12 protein-coding genes are annotated in these 16,343 nt (G+C 69.1%); 4 read left to right on the plus strand and 8 right to left on the minus strand.

Annotation, left to right across the window (positions count from 1 at the left end; genetic code table 11):
* Nucleotides 1-3 precede the first annotated feature (3 nt).
* The 6 genes from ACIRQ9_RS21680 to ACIRQ9_RS21705 all read right to left on the minus strand — a co-directional run bounded on the left by ACIRQ9_RS21680 (nt 4) and on the right by ACIRQ9_RS21705 (nt 10,006).
* On the minus strand, nt 4-1,065 hold the full coding sequence (locus ACIRQ9_RS21680) for an ABC transporter ATP-binding protein (protein ID WP_404175614.1): 1,062 nt from the start codon (nt 1,063-1,065) through the stop codon (nt 4-6).
* Between the two features lie 21 nt (nt 1,066-1,086).
* The gene (locus ACIRQ9_RS21685) at nt 1,087-2,067 is read right to left on the minus strand and encodes an ABC transporter permease (RefSeq protein ID WP_404175617.1); all 981 of its coding nucleotides are present in this window, start codon (nt 2,065-2,067) and stop codon (nt 1,087-1,089) included.
* A gap of 101 nt (nt 2,068-2,168) precedes the next feature.
* Nucleotides 2,169-3,980, minus strand: a complete 1,812-nt coding sequence (locus tag ACIRQ9_RS21690; RefSeq protein WP_404175620.1) for an ABC transporter substrate-binding protein — start codon at nt 3,978-3,980, stop codon at nt 2,169-2,171.
* 89 nt (nt 3,981-4,069) lie between these two features.
* Nucleotides 4,070-5,104 (minus strand): ABC transporter permease, encoded by a 1,035-nt coding sequence (locus tag ACIRQ9_RS21695; RefSeq protein WP_404175623.1) that lies wholly within the window; start codon nt 5,102-5,104, stop codon nt 4,070-4,072.
* 662 nt (nt 5,105-5,766) lie between these two features.
* Nucleotides 5,767-7,674: a translational GTPase TypA gene (gene typA / locus ACIRQ9_RS21700; RefSeq protein WP_404175626.1), complete on the minus strand. Its 1,908-nt coding sequence runs from the start codon at nt 7,672-7,674 to the stop codon at nt 5,767-5,769.
* Between the two features lie 157 nt (nt 7,675-7,831).
* Entirely contained in the window at nt 7,832-10,006 is a 2,175-nt protein-coding gene (locus tag ACIRQ9_RS21705; protein ID WP_404175629.1) for an ABC transporter family substrate-binding protein, read from the minus strand.
* Between the two features lie 375 nt (nt 10,007-10,381).
* Here ACIRQ9_RS21705 and ACIRQ9_RS21710 point away from each other — a divergent pair, with 375 nt between their 5' ends.
* From ACIRQ9_RS21710 to ACIRQ9_RS21725, 4 genes are all read left to right on the plus strand, one after another.
* Nucleotides 10,382-10,672: a hypothetical protein gene (locus ACIRQ9_RS21710; protein ID WP_404175632.1), complete on the plus strand. Its 291-nt coding sequence runs from the start codon at nt 10,382-10,384 to the stop codon at nt 10,670-10,672.
* 71 nt (nt 10,673-10,743) lie between these two features.
* On the plus strand, nt 10,744-11,565 hold the full coding sequence (locus ACIRQ9_RS21715; protein ID WP_404175635.1) for a hypothetical protein: 822 nt from the start codon (nt 10,744-10,746) through the stop codon (nt 11,563-11,565).
* Nucleotides 11,566-11,581: 16 nt separating this feature from the next.
* The gene (locus ACIRQ9_RS21720) at nt 11,582-13,513 is read left to right on the plus strand and encodes a fumarate reductase/succinate dehydrogenase flavoprotein subunit (protein ID WP_404175638.1); all 1,932 of its coding nucleotides are present in this window, start codon (nt 11,582-11,584) and stop codon (nt 13,511-13,513) included.
* Nucleotides 13,510-14,286, plus strand: a complete 777-nt coding sequence (locus ACIRQ9_RS21725; protein WP_404175640.1) for a succinate dehydrogenase/fumarate reductase iron-sulfur subunit — start codon at nt 13,510-13,512, stop codon at nt 14,284-14,286. The genes ACIRQ9_RS21720 and ACIRQ9_RS21725 overlap by 4 nt, the downstream gene beginning before the upstream one ends.
* Here the strand turns inward: ACIRQ9_RS21725 and ACIRQ9_RS21730 are convergent.
* On the minus strand, nt 14,261-15,250 hold the full coding sequence (locus ACIRQ9_RS21730) for a phosphotransferase family protein (protein ID WP_404175643.1): 990 nt from the start codon (nt 15,248-15,250) through the stop codon (nt 14,261-14,263). The genes ACIRQ9_RS21725 and ACIRQ9_RS21730 overlap by 26 nt on opposite strands.
* Nucleotides 15,247-16,335, minus strand: coding sequence for a hypothetical protein (locus tag ACIRQ9_RS21735; RefSeq protein WP_404175646.1), 1,089 nt, complete (start codon nt 16,333-16,335; stop codon nt 15,247-15,249). The genes ACIRQ9_RS21730 and ACIRQ9_RS21735 overlap by 4 nt, the downstream gene beginning before the upstream one ends.
* Between the last annotated feature and the right edge of the window lie 8 nt (nt 16,336-16,343).

Genomic DNA, 16,343 nt, shown 5'->3' on the forward strand with positions numbered 1-16,343 from the left:
CTCCTAGCCCAGTCGGGGCTTGATCTCTTCGATGAAGATGGTTCGCTTCTGCTCCGCCGTGAGGTGGCAGGCCGAGGCACGGTCGGGGGCCAGCAGTGGGCGTTCGGTGACGCAGCGGGCGCCGCCGACCCGGTCCTGGAAGGTGCACCGCGGGTGGAAGCGGCAGCCGGACGGCGGGTTCAGCAGCGAGGGCGGGGTACCGGGGATCGGGCTCAGCGGGGTGGCGAGGTCGGAGTCCAGGCGGGGCATGGAGTTCAACAGGCCCCAGGTGTACGGGTGCTGCGGTGCCCGCAGGACCTCGTCCACCGTGCCGCGCTCCACCGCGCTGCCCGCGTACATCACCATGATGTCGTCGGCCATGTCCGCGATCACCCCGAGGTCGTGGGTGATGAAGACGATGCCGGACCCGAACTCCTGCTGAAGGTCCTTGAGGAGGTCCAGGATCTGGGCCTGGACCGTCACGTCCAGAGCGGTGGTCGGCTCGTCGGCGATCAGCAGGTCGGGGTCGCAGACCAGGGCCATCGCGATCATCGCGCGCTGGCGCATGCCGCCGGAGAACTGGTGCGGGTAGTCCTTCGCCCGCGCCGCCGGGTTGGGGATGCCCACCTTGGCGAGCATCTCCACGGCCCGGTCCCAGGCCGCCTTCTTCGAGGCGCCCTTGTGCTTCATGAACGGCTCGGCGATCTGGCGGCCGACGGTGTAGTACGGCGACAGCGCGGTGAGCGGGTCCTGGAAGATCATGGCGACCTTGTTGCCGCGCAGTTTCTCCATCTCGGATTCCCTGGCGGTGGTCAGCTCCTTGCCGTCCAGCAGGATCTCGCCCTCGACGGTGGTGAACTGCGGGTTGTGCAGGCCGAGGATGGTCAGGTTGGTGACGGACTTGCCGGAGCCCGACTCGCCGACGATGCCGAGCGTCCTGCCGCGCTGCACGTCGAACGACAGCCCGTCCACGGCCCGGACGACGCCGTCCTCGGTGCGGAAACTGACGTACAGGTCCCGCACGGAGAGGAAGGCGCCCGCGTCGGCCGGAGCGGGGGCGCCGGCGTCCTTGGTCAAAGTGGTCACGACGGTTCTCCTCTTACCCGGCTAGGCCAGCCGGATGCGCGGGTCGATGAACGCGTACGCCGCGTCCACGATGATGTTGAACAGCAGGATCATGCTGGCCGAGAAGAGCATCACGCCCAGCAGCAGCGGAAGGTCGCTGAAGAACACGGACTGCACGGCGAGCTGCCCGAGGCCGGGGAGGCTGAAGGTGACCTCGGTGATGATGGCACCGCCCAGCAGGGCGCCGAGGTCGATGCCGAAGATGGTGACGATCGGGATCAGCGAGCCGCGTCCGGCGTACCGGAAGAAGACGTACCGCCGCGACATCCCCTTCGCGCGGGCCGTGCGCACGTGCTCCTCCTGGAGCTGTTCGATCATCGACGAGCGCGCCATACGGGTGTACTGCGCGGCGAAGATCGTGGAGAGCACCACCCACGGGATGATCAGGCCGCCGAACCAGGAGAGCGGATCGTCGGTGAAGTTGTTGTAGGCCGGCTTGTCGAACCAGTGGGTCTGGTAGACGAGGACGGCCAGGGCGAGCGGGCCCAGGAAGTAGATCTGCATGGAGCTGAGCACCATCGCACCGGCGGTCGCCGTCTTGTCGATCAGCGTGCCGCGCTTCCAGGCGGCCGCCAGGCCGGTGCCGAGGCCGATGAGCAGGAAGAAGAACGCACCGCCGAGGGTGAGCGAGACCGTGGTGGGCAGCCGGTCCAGAAGCGTCTGCCAGACCAGGTCGTTGGTGTGGTACGAGTACCCGAAGCAGGGGGCGGGGCAGGGGCCCTGGTCGAACTGGTTGCTCCCCAGCACCAGGTTGTGCAGGAAGATCCCGTACTGCTCGGGAATGGACTTGTCGAGGCCGAGCACGTGATGGATGTTGGCGATGGCCGTCGGATTGCACGTCTTTCCGCACATCAGCAGCGCCGGGTCGCGGGGCACGCCGAAGAACAGCAGGTACGTGACCATGCTCAGCAGGAAGAGGATGACGATCGCACTGAGGATCCGGCGGACGAGGAAGCGCAGCATGAGGGGGCAGCTCTCAGACGTCAACGGGCCGGGCGGTACCCGGTACGCCGTCACTCACCGGGAGTGGACGGGCGTACCGGGTACCGGACCGGAGGCAGTGGTTACTTGATGTAGAGGCGACGCGGGTCGATGCCGCCGATGACGTTGTCGTAGACGAGGCCGCCGACCTTGGAACCGGCGATCTGGGTCTGCTTGTAGTACACGGTGGGAACGACGTTGATGACGTTCTTCACGATGTACTGGTCGAGCTTCTCCCAGTCGGCCGCCGACTTGGCCGGGTCGGTGATCTTGTTGATGCGGTCGATCTCGCTGTTGACGTGGTCGTCGTTGACGTGCGAGTAGTTCGGCGAGCCGTCGGCGATCGCGCGGCCGTCGTACAGCGGCGGGATCACGGTCGAGGTCGACGGCCAGTCGGCGCCCCAGGCGGACGAGTAGATGTCGTAGTTGTTGTTGACCTTGCCGATGTTGTCGTAGTACGTCTCGGCCGGGATGTCCTGGCGCTGGACGTCGAAGCCGGCCTTCTTCAGGGCCGCGGCGATGGCCGTGGAGATCTGCTGGCCCTCCGGCGTGTTCTGGTAGCCGTAGGTGAGCTTCATGCCGACCTTGCCGGCCTCCTGGAGCAGCTTCTTGGCCTTGGCCTGGTCACCGCCGGGGTTCTTCTTCTTGCCCCACGGGTCGAAGGAGGCGTCGTAGCCGCTGACGGTCGGGGAGATCAGACCGCCGGCGACCTCCATGGCCGCGTTGCCGCCGTAGGCGCGCACGATCGGGGAGACCGGCAGCGCGTACGCGATCGCCTCGCGGATCTTCTTGTCCTGGAGCGGCGCGTGCTTCTGGTTGATGTTGATCTGGCCCACGTACGGCTGGTAGCCGGAGACCGTGCGGGACTTGAGGGTCGGGTCGGCGAGGACCTTCGACAGGTTGCCCGCGTCCACCTGGTTGTTGAAGCTGATGCCGGTCTGGTCGGCACCGCTGTCCGCGAGGAGCGCCTTGGTGGACGTCTCGAACTGCTGGTTGAACGTGAAGTCCAGCTCGTCCAGGTACTGGTGGCGGATCGGGTCGGACTTCGGGTCCCAGTTGGTGTTCTTGACGAGGACCATCGACTTGCCGGACTTGAACGACTGGATCTTGTACGGGCCGCTCGTGACAGGGTTCTTGTCGTACTTCGCCTGGGTGTCACCCTTCTTCGACACCACCGCGTAGCCCGCCATGGCGAGCGCGTACGGGAGGTCCGGGTGCGGCGACTTGAAGTGGAAGACGATGGTCTTGGCGTCGGGCGTCTCCAGGATGCTGTCCGGGAGGTGCTTGCCCTTGTACGGGCCGTCCGGCAGGAGCTTGCGGTAGTCGGCACCCGCGGTGTCCGCCAGCCACTGCTGGAGGTAGGTGGGACCCTGGTTGATGAACGGCGCGAACAGCCGCTCGTAGGTCTGCCGGAAGTCCGCCGAGGTGATGGGCGTGCCGTCGGCGAACTTGACGCCGTCCTTGAGGGTGTACTTCCAGGTCTTGCCGCCGTCGGTGGTGGTGCCGGAGTCGGTGGCCAGGTCGCCGACGACCTCGTGGCCCACGCCCTTGTCGTCGGTCGACTTGTACCCGGTCAGGCCTCTGTGGAGCAGCGTGGCGAGCGAGCCCTCGTCGGAGACGTAGATCTGGCCCGGGTCGAGGTGGGCGTAGGAGTCACGCTGGAGCACCTCGAGCTTGCCGCCGGTCTTCGCTCCCGGCACCTCGGCCGCGGGGCCTGTCGAGTCCGACGCGTCGCCGAACTTGATGGACGCCTGCTGCGCCTGGGCATTCTTCTGGTCCTGCTTCTTGTCGTCTCCGCCGGTATCGCTGCCCCCCTTGCTGCAACCGGTGAGCACAAGAGCTCCGGCCGCGAGCACTGAGAGCGCCGAGTACGCCTGGCGTCCGCCCCTACTCATCACTGAATTTCCACCTATCTCTGGTGTCACCGGTACACAACGGGATATGCCGTGCGGTATTTCGGGCTCGGACGCCCACCCTGCGTCGGTCAGCGAGCCGTCTTCGGATCGAAGGCGTCACGGACCGAGTCCCCGAGCAGGTTGAAGGCCACGATGAAGATGATCATCGAGACACCGGGGAAGAACATGTAGGTGATGTCGTTCACCTGGACGAGCTCGGTGGAGGCCTTGGCGAACATCTGGCCCCAGTCCGGGGTGGGTTCGACGATGCCGACGCCGAGGTAGGACAGGCCCGCCTCCGCGGTCACGAACCCCGGCAGCATGTAGGTCGCCTGGACGAGGATCGGGGTGACCACGTTCGGCAGGATCTCCTTGCGGATGATCCGCCAGGGCGAGGCCCCGCTGACCCGGGCCGCCTCGATGAACTCCCGTTCCCGCAGGGCCAGCGAGGTGCCGCGCAGGATGCGGGCGAGGCCCATCCAGCCGAGGAACCACTGCACCAGGATCAGGGCCAGCACCCGTACGAAGATGGGTGTCTCGTCGCGGGGGCTCACGAAGAGCGAGACCACCACCGGCATGCTGGCGATGAAGAACAGCTGGGCCGGGAAGGCGAGCAGGAAGTCGATGACCCGCCCGATCCAGTAGTCCGTCTTACCGCCGAGGTAGCCGGCCGCGACGCCGAGCAGGATGCCGGTCAGCACCGTCGCCAGCGTCACCACCACGGAGATGGTCAGCGAGGTGCGAATGCCGTAGATGAGCTTGGTGAACACGTCGTAGCCGTTGCCCGGTTCGAGGCCGAACCAGAAGTCGCTGCTGATGCCGCCGTTGGGCTGCACCGGCACACCCGCGCTGTCGAAGAGTTCGGGACGCTCGTCCGCGTACACGGTGTACGGGTTCTTGCCGTACAGCATCGAGATGAGCGGGGCGATCAGGGCGATCAGGAAGAAGAAGCCCACGACGTAGGCCGAGAGGACGCCGGTGCGGTCGCGCTTGAAGCGCATCCACATCAGCTGGCCGGGAGAGCGGCCTTCCAGCTTCGCGGCCTCGGTCTTGGTGTCGGGCTGGGGCCCGCCGTCGATGACGGCCAGCCTTCCGCCACCCTCAATGTCCGTAGGACTGGTCACAGTTCGTCCAATTCACAGGTCTGGTTGCGCCGAACCGGCGGCCGGCATGGGGGAGCACGGCCGCGGGGGCAGGATCCGAAGGCGTGTCAGGTCGTCCCGGGAGTTCCGGGAAACCCACAGCCGGACGCGCGTAGGCGAGCGACGGCGCTACGCGGCCGGCAGGTTCCTCAGAACCAACCGCCGGACGAACAGGGGCATTCGGGAACGGACGACGATGGAACCCACCTGGTGCTTGTGACACTGCACATGGGACCCCTCCTCATGACTTCACGTGTTCACCAACTGGAGAGGGCCCCTGTCTTCCCTCCGACACCCCTGACGGAGGGTCAGACGCCCCCTGGTGCTCGTGAGTCGGCGCTGTCCCCACAGCGCGAGACCCATTGACCCGAGCGGTACGCGGCTAACTATCTGCCATGAGCCAGGTGCCGACCACTGTCTTTAAATCTCAATTCAGTCACAGCTGATGCCAACTTCTTCCGAAAAATGGACAAACTGTTCGAGGGGAGAAGGCCGCGAAACGGACTTGTTACATGGCTATCGGGCGAGGATCTCCGCATGTCGGACACTGGCCGAACACCGCTCCCTCGCCGCCCTCGGAAAAAGGGTTGCAAAAAGCCCGGGTGCCCCCATGATGGGGGCACCCGGGCTCAGGTGTCCTGCGATCAGCCGTGCTTGGCACGGCTGGCGGTGCGGCCGCGCTCCTTCTGGTCGAGGACGACCTTGCGGATGCGAACGGCCTCCGGGGTCACCTCGACGCACTCGTCGTCACGGCAGAACTCCAGCGACTGCTCCAGGGAGAGCTTGCGCGGCGGGACGATCGCCTCGAACGAGTCGGCCGAGGACGACCGCATGTTCGTGAGCTTCTTCTCCTTGGTGATGTTCACGTCCATGTCGTCGGAGCGCGAGTTCTCGCCGACGATCATGCCCTCGTACACCTCGGTGCCGGGGTCGGTGAACAGCACACCGCGCTCCTGGAGGTTCGTCATCGCGAACGCGGTGACGGCACCGGCGCGGTCGGCGACGAGCGAGCCGTTGTTGCGGGTCGTCAGGACGCCGAACCACGGCTCGTGGCCCTCGTGGATGGAGTGGGCGATGCCGGTGCCACGCGTGTTGGTCAGGAACTCGGTACGGAAGCCGATCAGACCGCGGGACGGGACGACGAACTCCAGCCGGACCCAGCCCGAGCCGTGGTTGGACATGTTGTCCATCCGGCCCTTGCGCACGCCCATGAGCTGCGTGACCGCGCCCATGTGCTCCTCGGGGACGTCGATCGTCATGCGCTCGACCGGCTCGTGCACCTTGCCGTCGATGACCTGGGTGACGACCTGCGGCTTGCCGATGGTCAGCTCGAAGCCCTCGCGGCGCATCTGCTCGACCAGGATGGCGAGCGCCAGCTCACCACGGCCCTGGACCTCCCAGGCGTCCGGACGGTCGGTGTCCAGCACCCGGAGCGAGACGTTGCCGACCAGCTCGCGGTCGAGGCGGTCCTTGACCTGGCGGGCGGTGACCTTGCGGTCCTTGACCGCGGCCTTGTTGTCGGCGCCCTTGCCGGTGCCGCCACGGCCGACCAGCGGCGAGGTGTTGGTACCGATGGTCATCGAGATCGCGGGCTCGTCGACCGTGATCAGCGGCAGCGGGATCGGGTTCTCGGTGTCGGCGAGGGTCTCGCCGATCATGATGTCCGGGATGCCGGCGACCGCGCAGATGTCGCCCGGCCCCGCCATCTCGGCGGGCTTGCGGGTGAGCGCCTCGGTCATCAGCAGCTCGGTGATGCGCACGTTGGACATCGTGCCGTCACGCTTGATCCAGGTGACGGTCTGGCCCTTGCGCAGCTCGCCCTGCTCGACGCGGAGCAGCGCGATACGGCCGAGGAAGTTGTCGGCGTCCAGGTTGGTGACGTGCGCCTGGAGCGGGGCCGCCTCGTCGTACTCGGGGGCCGGGACGTGGGACAGGATCGTGGAGAAGAACGGCTCCAGGCTGTCGCTGTCCTGCGGGACCGTGCCGTTCTCCGGCTTCGTCAGCGAGGCGACGCCGTCGCGCGCGCAGGCGTAGACGATGGGGAACTCGATCTGGTCCTCGTCGGCGTCGAGGTCGAGGAAGAGGTCGTAGGCCTCGTTGACGACCTCGTCGATGCGCGAGTCGGGGCGGTCCGTCTTGTTGATGCACAGGATGACGGGCAGCTTGGCCTGGAGGGCCTTGCGCAGCACGAAGCGGGTCTGGGGCAGCGGGCCCTCGGACGCGTCGACGAGCAGCACGACCGCGTCCACCATCGACAGACCGCGCTCGACCTCGCCACCGAAGTCGGCGTGGCCCGGGGTGTCGATGATGTTGATGGTGACGACCTCGCCACCGTCCTTCGGGTGGTACTTGACGGCCGTGTTCTTGGCCAGGATCGTGATGCCCTTCTCACGCTCCAGATCGTTCGAGTCCATCATGCGGTCGTCGAGCGACTCTGCGGCGTGCGCGGCGAAGGCGCCGGCCTGCTTCAGCATGGCGTCGACAAGGGTCGTCTTGCCGTGGTCGACGTGGGCGACGATGGCGACGTTGCGGATGTCGTGGCGCGTGGCCATGAAGGCTTATCTCCCGGAGTTGAGGAAGGCCGGCGCGTACTTCGGTGTTACGCGGACCCTGCCGGGCTGAACACGCCACGGCCTCACCCCATGGTACGGGCACGAACCAGCAGCGGCTCGCCAGGCCGCCCCGGGACGGTGCGGAGCCCCGCCGCGCCTACTTCGCGGCCGGGCTCTGCGACACCTTCGCGCCCTTCTTCAGGAATCCCATGTCCTGGTACACGGGCGTCTGGAAACCGAAGGCGCCGACGTTCACCAGATCCTTCCTGGCGCCGACGATCTGCGGCCTCTGGTAGAGGGGCAGCGAGCCGGCGGCCGCCCAGATCCGGGAGTCCGCCTTCCGCAGCAGCCCGTCCGCCTCGTCCTCGTCCAGCGTGCCGAGCGCCTGGTCGAAGAGCTGGTCGACCTGGTCGGTGCCGACCCGCGTGTAGTTCTGCTCGACGTTCAGCGACCCGTCGGCGGCCGGTACCGGCTTGGCGTAGATCGGCCGCGCGTCGGTCGCGGGGAAGGGCGAGGACGGCCACGAGTACAGGGCCAGGTCGTACTGGCCGGACGCGATGTGGTCCTTGAAGTAGCTCTCGTCCGAGACCTTGGTGATCTCGGACTGGATCCCTACGGCGGAGAGCATCTGCCGGATCCGCTCGGCGACGTCCTGGAGCGTCTGCGAACCGGGTCCCGACGGCAGCACGAACCGCAGGGTCAGCGCCTGGCCGTCCTTGGCCAGCGGTGCGGCCGCGGCCTGCGGCCCCTTGGGGGCGGCCGTGCCCCTGGGCGCGTAGGCGCCGGGAGCGCCGTGGGCTTGGTCCTTCTGGTGGTCGCGGGTGTCCTTGTCGTCGGGCGACTCGGGGCTCTTGTCGTCCTCCCCGACGATGTACTGCCCGTCGCTCCCGCCGTCGCCGGACTCGTCGTCCTTGTCGCCCTTGCCGGTCTTGCCGCCGTTCCCGGTCTGGGCGCCGGCCGCCTTGTCCGGGGCCTTGACCGGTCCGCCGGCCACCCAGCCCGCGTCGGCGAGCAGGGCCTGGGCCTCGTGGGTGTCGAGGCCGCCGAGCGTCCCGCTGCCGTCCGCGTAGGCGGCCTGCCCCGACAGGGCCACGTGGCTGCCGACCGGCACCGCGGGCAGTCCGAGGGGGGTGAGCACCAGCTTGGCGAGGGTCTGCCGGTCGAGGGCGCGCGCCACGGCCCGGCGCACCCGCTCGTCGGCGAGGGGGCCCTCGGAGCCGTTCAGGGCGAGCTGGGTGTAGGCCGGCTCCAGGGACTTGCGGACCTGGACGTCGCGCAGCTCCTGCTGCTCCTCCAGCCACTTCGAGATGCTCTTGCGGAGCTTCTTGGGCCCCTTGGGCAGGTGCTTCCCGTCCATGCCGAGGGTCAGGGCCAGGGAGCGCAGCTTCTTCGCGGAGGTCTTGCCCGCGCCCTGCAGCGGAGCGCCGCCGCTGCCCTGGTCGCGTCCGGCGCTGATGATCCGCTGGGCCTCGGAGGGGTCGATGTCGGCGGCGTCGACGGTGCCGGCGGCGAGCGCGGTGGCGCGCTTGTCCCGGTCCACGGCGTGCAGGTCGATCTCGTCGAGCTTGGCCGGGCGGCCCCACCAGCGCGGGTTGCGGGTGAGGACGACGTCCTTCTTGGCGGTGTCGACCTTGTCGACCTTGAAGGGTCCGGCGGAGAGGGCGAGCTTGCGCCGGGCGCCGTCGTTGAAGGCGTCCGGGGTGCCCATGACCTCCTTGGGGTAGAGCGGCGAGAACAGTGACTTCCAATCGGTGTAGGGCCGCTCGAAGGTGACCCGGACCTCCAGGTCGTTGGCGCCGCGCTCGATCTTGGCGATGCGGTCGTAGCCGGCGTTGCGGGCGGTCCAGTAGGCGGAGTCCTTGCCGGACAGGGCGCGCCACTGGGCGGCGAAGTCGGCCGCGCCGATCTCCCGGCCGTCGCTCCAGACGGCCTGCTGGTTGAGCTTGTAGAGGACGACCTGGCGCGGCTCGGTCTCGATGACCTTCGCGGACTCCAGGTAGTCGGCGTCACGGACCGCGCGGCCGGTGGCGTCGATGGTGAACATCGACGGCAGGACGGCCTGGGCGACCCGGGTGGTGCCGGCGTCGGCGTCGGCCTGGAAGGTGTTGAGCGTCTCCGGTACGGCGTCCACGGCCCACTTCAGGGTGCCGCCCTCGGCGACCGCGTCTCGGGCGGCGGCCGCGACGTCCTGCCCCGCCAGCGGCTTGCTCCCCTCGTCGTCGGAGCCGCAGCCCGCGAGGAGGGGCACGGCGAGCGCGCCGGCGGCCAGGAACGTGACGGAACGCATGACCGCACTGCGGCCAGGCCTGGGTCCGACGCCGTGGTGGGACATCTCTGCTACCTCCGGGAGGCCCGGTGACACGGGTGAGGTCTGTTCACATATGGGGGTATTTTGGAGTTGATCACATGTACGTCAGAAGTACGGACCCACTGAAAGGGACGGGGCCGGTCGGCCGGGGACGACACGGCCGCCCGCGCCGCCAAAGCCCACCCGTGCGGCCCAACGCCCGCCCGTGGAGCACGGGCCGGCGGCACCGTCGCGGCGCCCGTCCCGGCGCGCCCGGAGCGTGTGCGGGCGCGCGGGGCAGGTGTGCAATCCGCCAATCCCTGCACACGCCTTCACACCGGCAGGTGTGACGCGCAACACTCGCAGGCGCATGAACGTTGCCGCCTTGGACACCGAAGTCCGCGGAAGTGAGGTCACGTCATGTCCGTGCACGACGACCTGACGTCAGTACAGCGCTGTCTGGACGACCTGAACCGGTCCGTCGGCCGCCTGGAGCAGCAGCTCGGGCGCGGCGGGCTGGAGATGCGCCGCGTCCGCGCCGACGCCGATCACCTGCGCGAGAGCGTCGCGCTGCTGCGGGAGGCGGCCAGCACCCGCGCCCCGGTCGAGCGCCCCGAACTCGTCACCATCTCCGACGACCCCTACGACATCAACCTGTGGACGGACACGGACGACGAGGGTCTCGGCGCCCGCGACCGGCGCGCCCCGTAGGAGGCGTTCCGGCACCCGCCGACAGGCGCGCTGCCCGCAGGCCCCGCCCCCGAACCGACCGGAGTCATCCATTGGCCACTGGTACGGAACCACATCCGAAGAGCGGCGGCGTACGCGCCCGTACGCGCGCCGCGATCTCCGCCCCGCACCTGCGGACCGACCGCTGGTGGCTGGCGCCCGCCGTCACCGCGGCCGGTCTGTTCGCGTTCATCGTCTACTCGACCTGGCGGGCCTTCGCCAACGCCCACTACTACGCGGCGCCGTACGTCTCGCCGTTCTACTCGCCCTGTCTGGCCGACAACTGCAGATCCATGCCCTCGGGGCCCAACGCCGGCCTCTTCGGCGACTGGTGGGCGGTCTCACCGGCGATCATCATCCTGGTCTTCCCGCTGGGCTTCCGGCTGACCTGCTACTACTACCGCAAGGCGTACTACCGCAGCTTCTGGGCGTCCCCGCCGGCCTGCGCGGTGGCCGAACCGCACGCGACGTACTCCGGTGAGACCCGCTTCCCGCTGATCCTGCAGAACCTCCACCGGTACTTCTTCTACTTCGCCCTGCTGGTCGCCTGCGTGCTGACCTATGACACGGTGCTGTCCTTCCGCGACTCCCACGAGAACTGGGGTCACATGGGGCTCGGCACCCTGGTCTTCCTGGTCAACATCGTGCTGATCTGGGCGTACACGCTCTCCTGCCACTCGTGCCGGCACATCGTCGGCGGCAAGCTCAAGCACTTCTCCCGGCACCCCGTGCGCTACAAGGCGTGGCAGTTCGTCGGCAGGCTCAACAACCGGCACATGCAGCTCGCCTGGGCGTCGTTGGTGAGCGTCGCGCTCGCCGACTTCTACGTCTACCTGCTCGCGTCCGGTGTCTTCGACGATCCGCGATTCTTCTAGTGAGTGGGGCCTTCTGATGGCAGCGGTGGAGCGGCAGCAGTGGGATGTCGTGGTCGTCGGAGCGGGCGGCGCCGGACTGCGCGCCGCGATCGAGGCACGCGAGCGGGGTGCCCGTACGGCGGTGATCTGCAAGTCGCTGTTCGGCAAGGCGCACACGGTGATGGCCGAGGGCGGCATCGCGGCGGCCATGGCCAACGCCAACGAGCACGACAACTGGCAGGTCCACTTCCGTGACACCCTGCGCGGCGGCAAGTTCCTCAACCAGTGGCGGATGGCCGAGCTGCACGCCAGGGAGGCCCCGGACCGGGTCTGGGAGCTGGAGACCTGGGGCGCCCTGTTCGACCGCACCAAGGACGGCAGGATCTCCCAGCGCAACTTCGGCGGCCACGAGTACCCGCGTCTCGCGCACGTCGGCGACCGCACCGGCCTGGAACTGATCCGGACCCTCCAGCAGAAGATCGTCTCCCTCCAGCAGGAGGACCGCGAGGAGACCGGCGACTACGAGTCCCGGCTGAAGGTGTTCCAGGAGTGCACGGTCACCCGGATCCTCAAGGACGGCTCGCGCGTCTCCGGCGTCTTCGCCTACGAGCGGGAGTCCGGCCGCTTCTTCGTCCTCGAAGCGCCCTCCGTGGTGATCGCGACCGGCGGCATCGGCAAGTCCTTCAAGGTGACGTCGAACTCCTGGGAGTACACCGGCGACGGGCACGCGCTCGCCCTGCTGGCCGGGGCGCCGCTGCTCAACATGGAGTTCGTGCAGTTCCACCCGACGGGCATGGTCTGGCCGCCGTCGGTGAAGGGGATCCTGGTCACCGAGTCGGTGCGCGGCGACGGCGGGGTGCTGCGCAACTCCGAGGGCAAGCGGTTCATGTTCGACTACGTGCCGGACGTCTTCAAGGAGAAGTACGCCGAGTCCGAGGAGGAGGGCGACCGCTGGTACGAGGACCCGGACCACAACCGGCGTCCCCCCGAACTGCTCCCCCGTGACGAGGTGGCCCGCGCGATCAACTCCGAGGTCAAGGCGGGCCGCGGCTCCCCGCACGGCGGGGTCTTCCTGGACGTGTCGACCCGGATGCCCGCCGAGGTGATCCGGCGCCGGCTGCCCTCCATGTACCACCAGTTCAAGGAGCTGGCGGACGTCGACATCACCGCGGAGGCCATGGAGGTCGGGCCGACCTGTCACTACGTGATGGGCGGGGTCGCGGTGGACTCCGACACGGCGGCCGCGCGGGGGGTGCCCGGACTGTTCGCGGCCGGCGAGGTGGCCGGCGGGATGCACGGCTCCAACCGGCTCGGCGGCAACTCCCTGTCCGACCTGCTGGTGTTCGGACGCCGGGCGGGCTGGCACGCGGCCGACCACGCGGCGGGCCTCGACGCCCGCCCGCGCGTGGACGACGAACAGGTCGACGCGGCGGCGGCCGAGGCGCTGCGGCCGTTCTCGGCCGAGGGCCAGGACCCGGACTCCGGCCCGCCGGAGAACCCGTACACGCTCCACCAGGAACTCCAGCAGGCCATGAACGACCTGGTCGGCATCATCCGCCGGGAGGCCGAGATGGAGCAGGCCCTGGAGCGGCTCGCCGCGCTGCGGGTGCGGGCCCGCCGGGCCGGGGTGGAGGGCCATCGCCAGTTCAACCCGGGCTGGCACCTGGCCCTGGACCTGCGGAACATGCTGCTGGTCAGCGAATGCGTGGCCCGTGCGGCCCTGGAACGCACCGAGTCCCGGGGCGGCCACACCCGCGAGGACCATCCGACGATGGACCGCCGCTGGCGCCGGATCAACCTGCTCTGCCGGCCGGCCGAGCCGGTGCACGGCCCGGAGGCCGCCGACCCGGCGCACGGCCGGATCGAACTCGTCCGCGAGACCACCGAACCCATCCGCGCCGACCTGCTCGCCCTCTTCGAGAAGGAGGAGCTGGTCAAGTACCTCGCCGAAGAGGAGCTGTACGAATGAGCGGCTACACGGCCCACTTCAGGGTCTGGCGGGGCGACGCCGAGGGCGGCGGCCTGGAGGACTTCGACGTCGAGGTGAACGAGGGCGAGGTGGTCCTGGACATCATCCACCGCATCCAGGCCACCCAGGCCAACGACCTGGCGGTCCGCTGGAACTGCAAGGCGGGCAAGTGCGGTTCGTGCTCGGCGGAGATCAACGGCCGCCCGCGCCTGATGTGCATGACCCGGATGTCCGTCTTCCGACGGGACGAGACCCTCACGGTCACCCCGCTGCGCGCCTTCCCGGTGATCCGCGACCTGGTCACGGACGTCGGGTTCAACTACCAGAAGGCCAGGGAGATCCCGTCGTTCGTGCCGCCCGCCGGGGTGGGCCCCGGCGAGTACCGGATGGTCCAGGAGGACGTGGACCGCTCGCAGGAGTTCCGCAAGTGCATCGAGTGCTTCCTGTGCCAGGACACCTGCCACGTGGTGCGCGACCACGAGGAGAACAAGACGGCGTTCGCCGGGCCGCGCTTCCTGATGCGGGTCGCCGAGCTGGACATGCACCCGCTGGACGCGGCCGAGGCCTCCGGCCTGGACCGCAAGCGCACGGCCCAGGACGAACACGGTCTCGGCTACTGCAACATCACCAAGTGCTGCACGGAGGTGTGCCCCGAGGGCATCCACATCACCGACAACGCGCTGATCCCGCTGAAGGAGCGGGCCGTGGACCGCAAGTACGACCCGCTGGTGTGGCTCGGCTCGAAGATCAGGAGGCGCCCCGCAGAAGGCTGAGCACCTGCCGGAGGTTGGACTCGGCGATGTCCCGCATCGGTTCGCGGTCCGGGAAGTCGCCGTCCAGCAGCCGGAGCGGTCCGGCGACCAGGTTGAGGTGCATCGCCAGCCGGTACAGCCGCATCCGGTCCTCGTCCAGCTCGGCGGTGCGCAGCACGTCGTAGGCGGGCCCGAAGCGCAGTCGCAGGAAGACGTGCTCCCATTCGGCGTCGAAGTACATGAGGCCCTCGATGTCGATGAGCGCGGGATCGCCCTCCTCGGTCACCAGGACGTGGTCCGGCCCGAGTTCGCCGTGCACGAGGGAGGTGCTGTCGCGCGGCTCCACCGCGTCGTACAGCTCCCGGACCCGCTCCGCCAGCGGCAGGCCGACCTCCCGCACCCGGGGGTCCCGCCCGGCCAGTTCCTCGATGTCGCGCACGGCGCGGTCCGCGACGACCTGCTCGCAGGAGCTGCCGAGCGGCTCGCCGCCCTCCTCGACCAGGGCGGCCTTGCCGTATCCGGGGGCGGTGCACTCACGGAGCACGCCGAGCGTGCCGGCCAGCCGGGCCAGCGGCACCCGGGCCGCGCCGGGGTCGCTGCGCAGCAGCGTCTCCAGGCTGCCGCCGCGGATGTCCTCGACGACCGCGGCGAACACCGGCAGGTGCTCGGCCTCCTCGTCGGCGAACAGCAGCCGCGGGGTGCGCACGCCCAGCTCGGTCAGCCGGTCGTGGGCGGACAGGAAGAGGCCGAGCCCGGAGGCGTGCGCGAACGGGTCGCGGATGTCGGCGTCGGCGGCACCCCAGTAGTCCTCCTCCGGGGACCAGACGTAGGCGATCGCCGTCCTGCCGTTGTCCAGGGCGAGCCGGTAGACGCCTTTCTTGGAGCCGCCGCGCAGCCGGGTGACGGCGGCGGGGGCACGGCCGAGGGCCTCGCGGGCGAGCGGAGCGAGGTCGTCACGGGTCAGGTGGGCACGAGCGGTTGTCATGACGTACGGACCCAGTCCTTCCGATAAGAGGTCCAGTCATCCTCGGTGGCGGCGAAGTCGACGTACAGGGCGACGCCGAAGGTAGCGCGATCCGCGTCCGTGCGGGACAGTCCCAGCCGAACCCCTCGCACGGCGGCCGGCACGGTCTCGGCGCGCGCCCAGTGCCCGAAGCGGTTCTCGTGGAAGAAGGGCAGACCCATCAGGAGGTCGGTGTCCGCCGGGGTGACCTCCAGCGCGAGGCTGGTCTGCTGCGCGACATAGCCGCCGTACAGGCTCTGCGACGGCTGCATCGTGTCGTACGACATCACCGCGATCTGGTCCACACGGCGTGCGACTTGCCCGAAATACTCTTGTGACCACCATTTGGGATGGCCGGTGACAGTACCCCAGAAGGAGTGAAAGGCGGGGAGCGGGTCGATCTGGTGTGCGGCGACCGACAGCAGCGGGGTGACCGGCCGCAGCGCGTCCAGGAGGGCCAGGAAGTCGCGGTCGCCGGAGTGCATCGGCTCCAGGTCGAAGTGGACCCCGTCGAAGCCGGCGGCGATCACCTGCCGGGCGGAGGCGACGACGGCGGCCCGCGTCCCCGGCTTCTCCAGATGCATGGCGTCCGGCTTCTCGGGGGCGACCTCGTCGCCGAGCCAGGCCTGGACGCGCACGCCGGGCAGTTTTCGATGCACGGCCGTTATCAGCCAACGGGCCTTGGGGTAGTCCGTTCTGGGCAGCGTGCCGTTGTGTTCCAGTGGTCCGGCATGGACGTAGAGGTCGCGTATGCCGGTGTCCGCGAGCCGGGCGGCGAGGGCGGTGACGTCGGCGTCGGTCCTGCGGCCGTCGACCCAGGCGTGGCCGAGCCAGAGGGCGTCCTTGCCGCGGGTGCCGGTGCCTGGTGCCGGGTCGCCGGTGTAGTTGACGCGGAGGGCGGTCTCGGCGGTGAGGAGAGGCAGGACCAGGACCAGGACGACGGCGATCACGATCCGCCTGAGCCGGCGGATCCGGGCGATCCTCCTGCGGACGCCGGGCGCCTCCGGTGCGCCCTCCCCGCCGGCCGGGGCCTCCTCCTGCCGTACCGGTCCGGATTCCGTCGCCATCGGCCGTC

Origin of the sequence: Streptomyces sp. NPDC101237, assembly GCF_044767465.1 — a bacterium.
Taxonomy (GTDB): domain Bacteria; phylum Actinomycetota; class Actinomycetes; order Streptomycetales; family Streptomycetaceae; genus Streptomyces; species Streptomyces gramineus.